Source organism: Vibrio sp. M260118 (assembly GCF_036533755.1).
Classification (GTDB): Bacteria; Pseudomonadota; Gammaproteobacteria; order Enterobacterales; family Vibrionaceae; genus Vibrio.
The window spans coordinates 1-13,123 of the sequence record NZ_JATABG010000053.1 but is presented as its reverse complement, the minus strand read 5'-3'; the positions used below and the strand labels follow the sequence as shown (position 1 = coordinate 13,123).

At 45.6% G+C, this 13,123-nt stretch carries 13 protein-coding genes; 10 read left to right on the top strand and 3 right to left on the bottom strand.

Annotated elements, in window-relative coordinates; all coding sequences use genetic code 11:
- Positions 1–170: 170 nt before the first annotated feature.
- The gene (gene queG / locus QTO00_RS05545; RefSeq protein ID WP_331423524.1) at positions 171–1,283 is read right to left on the bottom strand and encodes a tRNA epoxyqueuosine(34) reductase QueG; all 1,113 of its coding nucleotides are present in this window, start codon (positions 1,281–1,283) and stop codon (positions 171–173) included.
- 198 nt (positions 1,284–1,481) lie between these two features.
- On the opposite strand from queG, the gene tsaE reads away from it, so the two are divergent.
- The 9 genes from tsaE to QTO00_RS05500 all read left to right on the top strand — a co-directional run bounded on the left by tsaE (position 1,482) and on the right by QTO00_RS05500 (position 10,811).
- Positions 1,482–1,946, top strand: coding sequence for a tRNA (adenosine(37)-N6)-threonylcarbamoyltransferase complex ATPase subunit type 1 TsaE (tsaE, locus tag QTO00_RS05540; protein ID WP_331423523.1), 465 nt, complete (start codon positions 1,482–1,484; stop codon positions 1,944–1,946).
- Positions 1,940–3,658 carry a LysM peptidoglycan-binding domain-containing protein gene (locus QTO00_RS05535; protein WP_331423522.1) on the top strand — a complete coding sequence of 573 codons (1,719 nt, stop codon included), beginning with the start codon at positions 1,940–1,942 and terminating at the stop codon, positions 3,656–3,658. The genes tsaE and QTO00_RS05535 overlap by 7 nt, the downstream gene beginning before the upstream one ends.
- 14 nt (positions 3,659–3,672) lie before the next feature.
- Positions 3,673–5,628, top strand: coding sequence for a DNA mismatch repair endonuclease MutL (gene mutL / locus QTO00_RS05530; protein WP_331423521.1), 1,956 nt, complete (start codon positions 3,673–3,675; stop codon positions 5,626–5,628).
- The gene (gene miaA / locus QTO00_RS05525) at positions 5,625–6,575 is read left to right on the top strand and encodes a tRNA (adenosine(37)-N6)-dimethylallyltransferase MiaA (RefSeq protein WP_331423520.1); all 951 of its coding nucleotides are present in this window, start codon (positions 5,625–5,627) and stop codon (positions 6,573–6,575) included. The genes mutL and miaA overlap by 4 nt, the downstream gene beginning before the upstream one ends.
- Before the next feature lie 190 nt (positions 6,576–6,765).
- Positions 6,766–7,029: an RNA chaperone Hfq gene (gene hfq / locus QTO00_RS05520; RefSeq protein WP_038209787.1), complete on the top strand. Its 264-nt coding sequence runs from the start codon at positions 6,766–6,768 to the stop codon at positions 7,027–7,029.
- Positions 7,030–7,069: 40 nt separating this feature from the next.
- Positions 7,070–8,359: a ribosome rescue GTPase HflX gene (gene hflX / locus QTO00_RS05515; protein ID WP_331423519.1), complete on the top strand. Its 1,290-nt coding sequence runs from the start codon at positions 7,070–7,072 to the stop codon at positions 8,357–8,359.
- A gap of 45 nt (positions 8,360–8,404) precedes the next feature.
- A complete protein-coding gene (gene hflK / locus QTO00_RS05510; RefSeq protein ID WP_038209780.1) occupies positions 8,405–9,589 on the top strand; it encodes an FtsH protease activity modulator HflK in 1,185 nt (394 codons plus the stop codon).
- Positions 9,590–9,591: 2 nt separating this feature from the next.
- Positions 9,592–10,566 carry a protease modulator HflC gene (hflC, locus tag QTO00_RS05505; RefSeq protein WP_331423518.1) on the top strand — a complete coding sequence of 325 codons (975 nt, stop codon included), beginning with the start codon at positions 9,592–9,594 and terminating at the stop codon, positions 10,564–10,566.
- A gap of 59 nt (positions 10,567–10,625) precedes the next feature.
- A complete protein-coding gene (locus QTO00_RS05500; RefSeq protein ID WP_038209773.1) occupies positions 10,626–10,811 on the top strand; it encodes a DUF2065 domain-containing protein in 186 nt (61 codons plus the stop codon).
- A gap of 17 nt (positions 10,812–10,828) precedes the next feature.
- On the opposite strand, the gene QTO00_RS05495 is transcribed toward QTO00_RS05500, so the two are convergent.
- Positions 10,829–11,056: a SlyX family protein gene (locus QTO00_RS05495; RefSeq protein WP_331423517.1), complete on the bottom strand. Its 228-nt coding sequence runs from the start codon at positions 11,054–11,056 to the stop codon at positions 10,829–10,831.
- A gap of 17 nt (positions 11,057–11,073) precedes the next feature.
- Complete coding sequence (locus QTO00_RS05490) at positions 11,074–12,054, bottom strand: WD40 repeat domain-containing protein (RefSeq protein ID WP_331423515.1); 981 nt, start codon at positions 12,052–12,054, stop codon at positions 11,074–11,076.
- Between the two features lie 130 nt (positions 12,055–12,184).
- Here QTO00_RS05490 and fkpA point away from each other — a divergent pair, with 130 nt between their 5' ends.
- Positions 12,185–12,967 carry an FKBP-type peptidyl-prolyl cis-trans isomerase gene (fkpA, locus tag QTO00_RS05485; protein ID WP_331423513.1) on the top strand — a complete coding sequence of 261 codons (783 nt, stop codon included), beginning with the start codon at positions 12,185–12,187 and terminating at the stop codon, positions 12,965–12,967.
- The last annotated feature ends 156 nt before the right edge of the window (positions 12,968–13,123 follow it).

Below are 13,123 nucleotides of genomic sequence, written 5' to 3'. Positions count from 1 at the left end.
GATGGTACTTTAACTTTACGATCATTAAGTCACTGTTTTTTGATCCTAGTCATTTCTGTGCGTTGTGATTAACTTTCGTAGCAATAAGAAAATAGCGATTCCCCGTTTCTTTTTTCCACATTTGTTTTTTGGAGCTAGGTCAAATTATGACGGGGGAGTTTCGGCAAGCATTATGCATCACGCGGAAGCCCCTTCTCGACAATTCGAATCAGTCGATTTAGCTTAGTTGATTGGCTAGGCAGTTGTTCAACTTGTTGTTCAATTGCCCATTGGATATGAGTATCAAGAGTTTCGCTGAGCCCTAAGCGACTTTTAAGTGCTTCAATGATGGATTGAGAGTATGGGGCATTCCCCATTGCTATTGATAAATTTCTTAGCCATTGCAGGTGGCCGATACGGCGAATTGCAGAACCTTCCATATTCTTTAGGAACGTGATCTCATCCCACATAAACAGGTTAACGAGATTTGGTGACGTTAGTGTTTCTCTTCGGTGAAAGTCTTCCTGCTCTGTCAATTTGGAATAGCGATTCCAAGGGCAAACAAGCTGGCAGTCATCGCAGCCATAAATTCGATTGCCCATCGCTTTGCGAAACTCTTCTGGGATGACTCCGTCGAACTCAATGGTTAAGTAGGAGATACAGCGTCTTGCATCGACAATGCCATCGTCGACAATGGCTTGTGTAGGGCAAGACGTAATGCAGGCAGTGCATTTTCCGCATTCATTAACACTTGGCTCATCTACCGGTAGGGGAAGGTCAATTAATAGTTCTCCAAGAAAGAACCAAGAGCCGCAGTCTTTATCTAAGATTAGCGAGTGTTTCCCTGTCCATCCTAAACCTGCATTCTGTGCTAAAGGTCTCTCCAGAATCGGAGCAGAATCGACAAATGGGCGATAGCCGAAGTTTCCTACTTCTTGTTCTATTTTCTTGCCTAGCTTCTTAAGTTGGTTGCGGATTAACTTGTGATAGTCTCGGCCAAGAGAGTAGCGACTTATATAAGCCTGAGTGGGATCAGAAAGATTCGCAGCGAACTGAGCTTCTGGAGGAAGGTAGTCCATGCGTACACTAATAACACGCACTGTACCTGGCAATAACTCAGCAGGACGCGCTCTCATCATGCCGTGACGAGCCATCCAATCCATCTCCCCGTGGTAACCAGCATCGAGCCATTTTTGTAGCTCAGCTTCATGCTCAGACAGATCTACATCGCAGATACCAACCTTCTGGAAGCCAAGTTCTTGGCCCCATATTTTGATCTTGTCTGCAAGCGCTTGGTAGTTCATGCTGATTGCTCCGGGTAAAGGGGGCAGGATCTTAACGGATCTTATATACAGGATCTAGCTGTCGAAAAGCAAAAAATGGCAAGAAAGCGCTGATTTTTCGTTTTACTTACACAAGATCTCTTGTCTCTCAATTCCAACCCAGTTTACTATTCCTGTTCTTTTGATTTTTATATAGTCACAGCGTAGAGATTGATCTTCATGACCACCAAACAATTTGCCCTTAAAGATGAACAAGCAACGATTCAATTGGGGACGGCATTGGCAAACTTGTGCTCTCAGCAAACCACCATTTATTTACACGGTGATTTGGGTGCGGGTAAAACGACATTTAGCCGTGGTTTTGTTCGTGCATTAGGTCATGTAGGAAATGTAAAAAGCCCAACCTATACGTTAGTAGAACCTTATCAACTTGATCAGTGGCAGGTTTACCATTTTGATCTTTACCGTTTAGCTGACCCAGAAGAGCTCGAATTCATGGGAATCCGCGACTACTTCACATCCGACGCGATCTGTTTAGTCGAATGGCCTGAAAAAGGTCAGGGGTTGTTGCCTGAAGCGGATCTTGATATTGATCTTCGCTATAACGGTGAGGCTCGTATGGTTGAACTGACAGCAAACAATCAGTATGGATGTCAATTATTAGAACAGTTGGAGTTATGTTGAAGAGTACTTTTATAAGAGCTGTTTTCTTTCCATTTCTTCTCGCTCTTACTCTTGCGCCCAGTTTTGTATTTGCAAATGCGCTAGAAGGGATTCGCGTTTGGCCTGCGCCTGATGAAACTCGCGTTGTTATCGATCTTTCTTCAGAAGCTGATTACAGCTATTTCACGCTTTCGAGCCCAGATCGTATTGTCGTTGACCTTAAAAAAACCTCACTGAACACTAAGCTTCCTATCAGTGTTACCGACAGTCCGGTACTTAAAAGGATCCGAAAAAGCTCTCCACCAAGCAAAGGGACTTATCGTTTGGTGTTTGAACTGAAGCGCAAAGTAACTCCACAAATATTCAAATTATCCCCAACACCGGGTGGTCAGTATGGCCATCGTTTGGTAATGGATATGCCTCATGGCACTCAAGCTAAACCAACCCCGTCTAAGTCGACTAACTCGACAACGGTTAGCCGTGACGCATCTCAGTTTATGGGGACTGCTGATATCGTTGTCGCGATTGATCCGGGGCACGGTGGCGAAGACCCGGGATCGATTGGTCCCAGCAAAAGATATGAGAAACACGCAACATTAGCTATTTCTAAGAAAATTGTGGCTCAAATTAATGCTGTTCCGGGTATGAAGGCAGTACTGACTCGTAGCGGTGATTACTTTGTTAACCTCAACAAGCGTTCAGAGATTGCCCGCCGTAACAAAGCACACTTATTAGTTTCTATTCATGCTGATGGTTTCCGTTCTCCTAAACCACGTGGTGGTTCGGTATTTGTCCTCAATACGCGTCGAGCGAACTCAGAAATTGCCCGTTGGGTAGAGAACCACGAAGAGCAGTCTCAGCTATTGGGTGGTGCCGGTGAAGTTCTATCCAAGAATGCCAATGATAGAAATGTTAGCCAGACGATTCTTGATTTGAAGTTTAGCCACTCGCAGAAAGAGGGCTACAAACTAGCGACTAAGATTCTGCGTGAGATGACCCGAGTTGGCGTTACACTTCATAAGAAAGAACCGGTTAATGCGAGCTTGGCGGTATTGAAGTCTCCAGATATTCCTTCGGTTCTGGTTGAAACGGGTTTTATTACTAACCCGACGGAAGAGAGGTTGTTGTTCCAACGCAGCCACCAAGACAAGCTAGCGCGCGCATTGAGCAAAGCGATTGTTCAGTACTTTGAAGCTAACCCTCCAGAAGGCACTTTGTTTGCTAACAGAGGTAAAACAATTAAGCACAAAGTGGCGCGAGGTGAGTCTCTATCTCTGATCGCGAAGAAGTATGGCACTTCAACCAAAGCGATCATGCAGACCAACAAGCTGAAAAGTACCAGCTTAGCCATTGGGCAAATTTTGACGATTCCAGGTTCGAGTCAATCGGTTCCCGTCCCGCAGATTAAGAATCCGGTTGAAACCAAAACACTCACACACGTGGTACAGCGCGGTGAGTACCTAGGTAAGATTGCTGCGAAATATAAGGTGTCAGTGGCTGCGATTAAGCGTGAGAATAGACTCAAATCAGATACGCTAAAACTGGGTCAGAAGCTTAAGGTTACCGTAAGTATGAAGGATGTTCCGCCACGTAAGCATACGGTCAAGCGTGGTGAGTTCCTAAGTAAGATCGCCTCGAAGTACAAAGTGAGCGTGAATAGTATTCGTAAGGCGAACAACCTACGTTCTGACCAATTAGCTATTGGTCAGGTGCTCATCATTCCACACAATTAGAGTGAGTTTTGAACGTGACAATAAAGATTCTACCTGCGCGCCTTGCTAACCAAATCGCAGCGGGTGAAGTGGTCGAAAGGCCCGCTTCTGTCGTTAAAGAGCTAGTGGAAAACAGTTTAGATTCTGGTGCGACAAGGATCGATATTGATATAGATAAAGGCGGCGCCAAGCTGATCCGTGTTCGTGATAACGGCAAAGGGATCGCTAAAGATGAGCTTGGCCTTGCTTTAAGTCGTCACGCAACATCAAAAATCCATACTCTTGATGATCTTGAAGCGATTATCAGTTTGGGCTTTCGGGGAGAGGCGTTAGCGAGTATTAGTTCGGTGTCGCGTCTAACTATGACCTCTCGCCCTGCGACCCAAGATCAAGCCTGGTCTGCATACAGTGAAGGCCGCGACATGGCAGTAAAACTTCAACCTGCCGCTCATCCGATTGGTACCACGGTTGAAGTACTTGATCTGTTTTTTAATACCCCTGCTCGACGTAAGTTCCTGCGTACAGAGAAAACTGAATTTACCCATATTGATGAGTTGCTAAAGCGTATTGCTTTAAGTCGTTTTGATGTCAGCATTAATCTTAGGCATAACGGCAAGCTTGTTAAGCAGTACCGATCGGCCAAAACCGATGTACAAGCTGAGAAACGTATCGCAGCTGTATGTGGTAGTGCCTTCGTGCGTAATATGCTCAAGATTGAACTAGAGCATCAAGGGCTTAAGCTTCATGGTTGGATCACCACGCCTGAGGGGGCTCGTCAGCAAAGCGATCTGCAATACTGTTACGTTAACGGTCGAATGATGCGCGACAAGTTGATCAACCACGCTATCCGTCAAAGCTATGAGACAAGCTTACGCCCGGATCAATTCGCGACCTATGTACTTTTCATTGAGCTCGATCCTCATCAAGTCGATGTCAATGTGCACCCTGCCAAGCATGAGGTTCGTTTTCATCAAGCGCGTTTGGTACATGATTTTATTTACCAAGCGCTGAGTGATGCTCTTGCCCAGAGCGCGCATATTGATAAACCAGAGCAGACCGCGTCAGCATTTCATGTACAGCAGCAGCCAGCGGATGAATCGCAGCAGTTCGCAAGGCATGAGAGCGTGAACCGTACCTCTGAGCAAGAGTATCGCGCGATTGAATCGGTACCTTCCTATCCGGGTAAGGCTGACTATGCTGAAAGTCGGGAGTGTGTACGCGAAGCTCAGCCAAGAAGTGACTGGCAAGAGTCTCGCCCAACGGCTAAACCAAGAGTGGCTGAGCGATACAGTGAACCTGCGCCAAGTAAGCAAGAGGTTAAAGCTTACCAAGAGCTGCTGAAAACCCCTGACATACCAGTGGTACAAGCTGATGAACCAACAAGCGTTGTTGAAGCTTCTACTGAACAAGTTGAGGTTTCGGTTGTCGAATCTTTGGGTAAGGCACTGAATGTTGTGCAAGGCCGTTATCTCGTCATGGCTGATAAACAAGGTACCAACCTTGTGAGCCTTGCTAAAGCGGAATGGTTACGAGTTAATGGGCAACTATCGACTCGAGAAGGAAAGCTGAAAAGTCAGCCATTGCTAGTGCCGCTTTCGGTAAAGCTCGATGAAGCTCTGCTTGATATAGCTCAGGCGCTACAGCCAACTTTAGATTCATTTGGCATTGAGCTTAAGTTACGTGCAAATAAGGCGCTGATGGTGATGGGTGTCCCCCAGCCATTAAGACAACAAAACTTACAACAATTGATCCCAGATCTGCTATCTTACGCGGTTTCGTGTCAAACGGCCTCTCAGCCTCTGTCACATGTCCAGATAGCAAAGTGGCTTAGTGATCAAATTACACAGGTGAAAAGTGACTACACTTTGTCAGAAGCTATTCAGATCATTTCGGATGTCGAACAGTTGTGGCAGGGCAAGTTACCGCTTGGTGATCACGCCTTTGTAAGGCCAGTTGATTTTTCTGCAACCATTGCAGCGTTAGAATTATGAACAATACAGAATTACCTTTAGCCCTGTTTTTAATGGGGCCAACAGCATCAGGGAAAACCGACCTTGCGATTCGCTTACGCAAGAAGTACCCAGTAGAGATCATCTCAGTTGATTCTGCGTTGATCTACAAAGGAATGGATATTGGAACGGCCAAGCCAGACGCAGAAGAACAAGCGCAGGCACCACATCGCTTGATCGATATTTTAGATCCAAGCGAAGCATACTCTGCGGCTGACTTTCGTCGTGATGCGCTCAATGAAATGCGCAAAATTGTTGATCAAGGCAAGATCCCGCTATTGGTCGGCGGAACTATGCTTTACTATAAAGCGTTGCTTGAAGGGTTATCGCCACTTCCAGCAGCGGACCCTGAGATTCGCCAACAGATCGAGCAAGAAGCCGCGACATTTGGTTGGGATAAACTGCATGAGATTCTTGAGGAGATCGATCCTGTCTCAGCTAAGCGAATCCACCCGAATGATCCACAAAGATTGTCTCGGGCATTGGAAGTTTATCGAATTTCGGGTAAAACTCTTACTGAGTTAACTCAAACTAAAGGTGAAAGCCTGCCGTATCGAGTTAAACAGTTTGCAATAGCTCCCAAGGAAAGGGCAGAGCTCCATCGTCGAATTGAACTTCGCTACGAAATGATGATAGAAGCAGGGTTTGAAGATGAAATGCGTGCACTTTATGCGCGTGATGATCTTCATCCGGATCTTCCATCTATTCGCTGTGTTGGTTATAGACAGATGTGGGACTATTTGGACGGGAACTGCACATTAGATGACGCAATATTTAAAGGCATCTGTGCAACTCGTCAATTGGCCAAGCGACAAATTACCTGGTTACGCAGCTGGGATGATTTAACTTGGTTAGATAGCGAAAACATTGATCATGCGTTAGAAACTGTTTCAAATGCCATAGCATCTGAAGGTTTTAGCTGTGTATAATGTGATCGCTTTTGCGTGAAATTGCCTTGTAAAGGATCTGTTACTTGAAATTTTGGTTTAAAGCCGTCATAACAGGTATCGACAGGGTGTTATTTTATTCGTTTAGCTCAGAGCAAAGGCCGCAATTTTCGCGTGCAACGTACCACTAGCTAAATAATTAAAACAAAATTACAAAATAAGGAAAATAAAAATGGCTAAGGGGCAATCTCTACAAGACCCATTCTTAAATGCATTACGTCGTGAACGTATTCCAGTGTCTATCTACCTTGTGAACGGAATTAAGCTTCAAGGTCAGATCGAATCTTTTGACCAATTCGTGATCCTATTGAAGAACACGGTTAACCAAATGGTATACAAGCACGCAATCTCAACAGTTGTGCCTGCGCGCCCAGTAAGCCACCACAGCGGTGACCGTCCACAAGGTGAGCGTCAGCAAGAGAAGTCAGAAGATTAATTCTCTGAAGTATCATATTTGTTTGTAAGGAGTTGATTGCTTGTTTGACCGTTATGAAGCCGGTGAGCGAGCCGTACTTGTTCATATCAACTTTACGCAAGAAGGGGAGTGGGAAGATCTCAGCGAATTTGAGATGTTGGTATCTTCTGCTGGCGTTTCTACGTTACAAGTTGTAACAGGAAGTCGCCAGTCGCCACACCCTAAATACTATGTCGGAGAGGGTAAAGCTCAGGAGATTGCTCAAGCTGTGCAATTGGCTGAAGCGGATATTGTGATTTTTAATCACGCCCTCTCTCCTGCCCAAGAACGTAACCTCGAAGCGTTGTGCAAGTGCCGAGTTCTAGATAGAACGGGCCTTATCCTTGATATATTTGCCCAACGTGCCCGTACCCACGAAGGTAAGCTGCAAGTTGAACTTGCACAGCTGCGCCATATCTCTACTCGATTGATTCGTGGTTGGACTCACCTTGAAAGACAGAAAGGTGGTATCGGTTTACGTGGTCCAGGTGAAACTCAGTTAGAAACTGACCGACGTCTATTGCGTGTTCGTATAAAAACGATATTACGCCGTTTAGAAAAAGTCGCTAAACAGCGTGAACAAGGTCGCCGAGCTAGAAATCGAGCGGAAATACCAACGGTTTCCTTAGTGGGTTATACCAATGCAGGGAAATCGACGCTATTCAACCGAATTACCGAGGCCGGTGTATACGCGGCTGACCAGTTATTTGCTACTTTGGACCCTACATTACGTAAGATAGAGTTATCTGACGTTGGTCCGGCAATTTTAGCTGACACGGTTGGGTTTATTCGCCACTTGCCCCATGATCTAGTGGCAGCGTTTAAAGCAACACTTCAGGAGACGCAAGAAGCTGACATTTTGTTACATGTTGTCGATGCCAGTGATGAGCGTTTTCGTGAGAATATCCAAGCTGTTCATGACGTGCTTGCTGAAATCGATGCGGATGAAATCCCTGCATTGGTCGTCATGAACAAGATCGATAACCTCGATGGTCAAGAACCCAGAATCGAGCGAGATGATGAAGGTGTCCCTAAAACGGTTTGGGTTTCAGCAATGGAAGGCAGGGGGATTGAGCTCCTGTTCGACGCGCTGACTGAACGTTTGGCAAGCCAGATGGTTCAGCACCAAATGCGAATTCCGCCACAACATCAAGGCAGACTTCGTAGTACATTCTTCCAAATGAAGTGTATTCAACGTGAAGAATATGACCAAGATGGTAACTTGTTGATCGAAGTTCGAATGCAACAAGCAGATTGGTCTAGACTTGAAAAAAGAGATGAGGCAGTTTTACGTGACTTTATAGTTACTTAAATGACTGCTACAGTATAACGTCATATCAAATGATGGAGCTTTCTAATGGCGTGGAATGAGCCTGGTAATAACAACGGCAACAATGGCCGCGATAATGACCCTTGGGGTAATAATAATCGTGGTAACAAAGGTGGCCGCGATCAAGGGCCGCCAGACTTGGACGAAGTTTTTAGCAAACTAAGTCAGAAACTGGGTGGAAAGTTTGGTGGTGGTAAAGGTGGTAAAGGGCCTTCTATCGGAGGTGGTGGTGCACTGGGTTTTGGTGTCATCGCTGCAATCGCGGTAGCAATTTGGTTCTTTGCAGGCTTTTACACTATCGGTGAAGCAGAACGTGGTGTCGTGCTACGTTTAGGTAAGTACGATCGCGTGGTCGATCCTGGTCTAAACTGGCGTCCTCGTTTTATCGACGAGTACGAAGCTGTTAACGTTCAAGCGATCCGCTCGCTACGTTCATCAGGTCTAATGCTGACCAAAGATGAAAACGTGGTAACCGTATCTATGGACGTTCAGTACCGTGTTGCTGACCCATACAAATACCTATTCCGCGTGACTAACGCAGACGACAGCCTACGCCAGGCGACAGATTCTGCTCTTCGTGCAGTAATTGGTGACTCGCTAATGGATAGCATACTAACCAGCGGTCGTCAGCAAATCCGTCAAAGCACTCAAGAGACATTGAACGCGATTGTAGATAGCTATGATATGGGTGTCGTTATTGTCGATGTTAACTTCCAGTCGGCACGTCCGCCTGAGCAAGTTAAAGACGCATTCGATGATGCAATTGCGGCGCGTGAGGATGAAGAGCGTTTCGAACGTGAAGCGGAAGCTTACCGAAACGACATTCTGCCTAAAGCAACAGGTCGTGCTGAGCGTTTGAAGAAAGAAGCATTGGGTTACTCTGAGCGAGTTGTGAATGAAGCGCTCGGTCAAGTTGCTCAGTTTGAGAAACTGCTTCCTGAGTATCAAGCATCACCAGAGGTTACACGTAACCGTCTGTATCTAGACACTATGGAACAAGTTTACTCAAGCACTTCGAAAGTGCTTATCGATTCGGAATCTAGCGGTAACTTGCTATACCTACCAATTGATAAGTTAGCGGGTGAAGGCACAACGCAAACAAAACGTAATACGAAGTCATCTTCGGCTTACGATCAAATTGAGCTAGAGACTCAGAATGAGACAACTTCAGACTCGCAATCTCGTTCAGGTTCACGTCAAGGGAGATATTAAGAATGCGTAAGTTAATGATCCCTGTAGTAGTTGTAACGATTGTTCTGCTGCTAATGTCGATCTTTGTTATCCAAGAAGGTGAGCGTGGATTGGTGATTCGATTTGGTCGTGTTCTTGATGACAACGGTGTATCAAGAATCTATGAACCGGGTCTGCACTTCAAAATGCCACTGTTTGACCGTGTGAAGACGTTAGATGCGCGTATCCAGACGATGGATGGCCGCTCTGACCGTTTCGTAACTTCTGAGAAAAAAGACGTAATCATCGATACCTACGTGAAGTGGCGTATTGCAGACTTTGGCCGCTACTACCTAACAACGGGTGGCGGTAATGCCTTGACTGCAGAAGCGCTACTTGAGCGTAAAGTTACAGACGTTCTTCGTTCAGAAATCGGTGCGCGTGAAATCAAGCAGATCGTATCCGGTCCACGTAATAAAGATGTACTGCCTGATAGCGATAGTGAAGAAGTCACTACTGAAGCGGCTCTAGAAGCATTAGAGATTGATGGTGAGCGTGACAAAATCATGGCAAATGTACTCTCGGGTACACGTGAAAGTGCGATGGCTGACTTAGGCGTAGAAGTGGTTGATTTCCGTATGAAGAAAATCAATCTTCCAGACGAAATCAGTGAATCAATCTACCGCCGTATGAGAGCTGAACGTGAGTCTGTTGCTCGTCGTCACCGTTCTCAAGGTCGTGAGAAAGCAGAAGTTATTCGTGCGCAAGCTGAACTAGAAGTGGCAACAGTTCTAGCAGAAGCCGATAAAACTGCACGTGTAACGCGAGGTGAAGCGGATGCTAAGTCTGCAAAAATCTACGCCGATGCTTACAACAAAGACCCTGAATTCTTCGGCTTTATGCGTTCTCTACAAGCTTATGAGAAATCATTCAGCAACAAGAGTGATATCTTAGTGTTGGATCCGAACAGCGAGTTCTTCCAGTACATGAATAACTCAGTTGGCGCTGAAGCGAAGTAATTAAACTCAGTTAGTATAAAGGCTCCTCACGGAGCCTTTATTTTTATGGTAGGAAATCTATGTCGAATTCTCTATGGTTAGCTTTTGGTCTAGTGCTTATCGTTGAAGGGCTAGGGCCGTTAATTGCGCCTAACGGATGGCGTAATATGGTTGCTCAGCTTAGTCAGCAACCAGACAATCAGCTACGTCGAATTGGTGGCTGCTTAGTGGTCGCTGGCGTCGTGATTGCTTATGTATTTGGGTAAGGCGCGGCTTGCTGCAATTAGTAGTGCGGTGGTGGCGTTTCTTGCGCAGCATCAGCTAGGTTAGAAGAGTCCATATTCTTCACTTTCCCCACCACATACTTCATTTGATCCTGCATTTTAGTGATCAGCAACTGTTGCTGACTAAGCGCATCATTTAACTCTTCAATTGTCTGTTCTTGGAAAGCTAGCTGACACTCTAGGTCATTTACGCGGCTTTCTAACTGTTCAACTCGCTTATCGGTCATGTTCACTGATCTTACTGTTAATAGTCGACGTCCCAAGCTTGGGCTATGCCCGCAGATGTGCCGGATACGACGCGGTTTTGGCTATCAAAGGCTGCATCATACACCACTGCACGTGGAGGGCGAGCATCTTTTAATGGCTCAGCCTCAAATCCGTCTACTCGTTTGCCAGTGTGAGTATCCCAAACCATGATGCGGCTAGAGGGTGTACCGGTAAGTAAATGTTTACCATCATCAGAGAAACGGGCGGTTGAGAAAATTAGCTGACGAGAAAAGCTCTGCAGCCGAGATATCTCATCTCCTGTGGTAAGGTCCCATACTATCGCCTGGTTTCCTCCATCAGAGGTAAAGGCATATTTACCATCACGTTGAAGTGCAACTCGGTTAACACGTTGTTCGTGTTCAAAGGTTTTGAGTATCTGACCCGTATTGGTATCCCATAGATAGGCGGTATAGTCATTGCCTCCAGATAGGGCAAAGCGACCATTCGGCGATAAAGCAACGGAATTGACTTTTTCATTGTGAGCAAGGAACTCTAGGCGTCGGCCGGTGACTAAATTGACGTAAATCGCTTTGCCATTCGATAGACCGAGTAACACTTGGTCGCCATTACTGGCAATATCCACATCACGAATTAAGCCATCTGATATGGACCAGAGCCCTTCCGCTTGAGTCCAAGCTAAATCCCAAACGGCAAAGTTAATTTGCGTGGCGGTGACGGCGAAGCGACCGTTATCTGAAATACGGATGCGAGAAACGGTACTGGACTGAGGGTCCTGAGCCCCCAACGAGGCGAGCTCTTGGCTTTCATCTAGATCCCAAAGCACCAACTGATGCTCTTTAGAGTAAAGTAGGGCGAAACGGGCATCTCGACTCAATGCAAAACTAGTGGTGCCATTGGGCTCGATGGTCCAACGTTGGCTATCTTTAGTGGAGAAAAAACATCCATTTAACGTTGTAATGACAATGGCGATGATTATTGAGTTAAAAATTATACGCATTAAGTCCAAATATCCGTTTGTTTACGTTTAATTAAGACGCATAACGGTTATATTGGTATAACATTCAAATATGTACCAGTCTTTATTAAAGATTTGTGCACAAAGACAAAAGTCTCAATTGGAGAGTTAAATGAAATCGATTTTTAAAGTGTCACTACTTGCTGCAACTGTTGCACTTGCTGTTGGCTGTCAAAAAGAAGAAGAACCAAAAGCTGAAACAGCACCAGCGGTAGAGCAAGCTGAAGCTGCTAAGACGGTTTCTTTCGCAACTGAAGACGACAAAGCGGCATACGCAATTGGTGTTTCTTTTGCTAACTACTTAAGCACTAGTCTAGACAAGCCAAGCGAAATTGGTATTACGTTAAACAAAGATCTTGTTCTAAAAGGAATTGAGCATGTATTTGCAGGAAACCCAGAGTTAGACGAGCAAGAGACTCGGGCAGCTCTAGAAGCGCTAGATAAGCGTGTTGCGGAAACAATGCAAAAGCAAGCAGCAGAGAAATCAGCGGCAGCTAAGAAAGCGGGTGACGAGTTCCGTGCTGAATTTGAAAAGCAAGAAGGTGTGCAAAAGACTGACACTGGTCTACTTTACCAAGTAGTGACACCAGCAGAAGGCGAGCAGCCAAAAGATACTGACACTGTTCAAGTGCACTACAAGGGTACGCTAATTGACGGCACTCAGTTCGATAGTTCATACGATCGTGGTGAGCCTGCAACGTTCCCTCTTAATCGAGTAATACCTGGTTGGACAGAAGGCGTTCAGCTAATGCCTGTAGGTTCTAAGTTCAAGTTTGTTATCCCACCTGAGCTTGCGTACGGCGAGCAAGACACGCCAACGATCCCGGCAAACTCAACGCTGGTATTTGAAGTTGAGCTGCTAAAGATTGACAACGGTGAAGAAACAGCCCAATAAGCTTAACTTCTCAACAATTAAGGTCTGGTTTTTACCAGTAATGCCGATCAGTTAAGAAATTTGTGAGATCATTTGACCGATCCTCAAAAGGCTTCAAAATCCGATATTAGGAAACTAATATCGGATTTTTTTTATGTCTTTAGAGAGCCAGCTTGC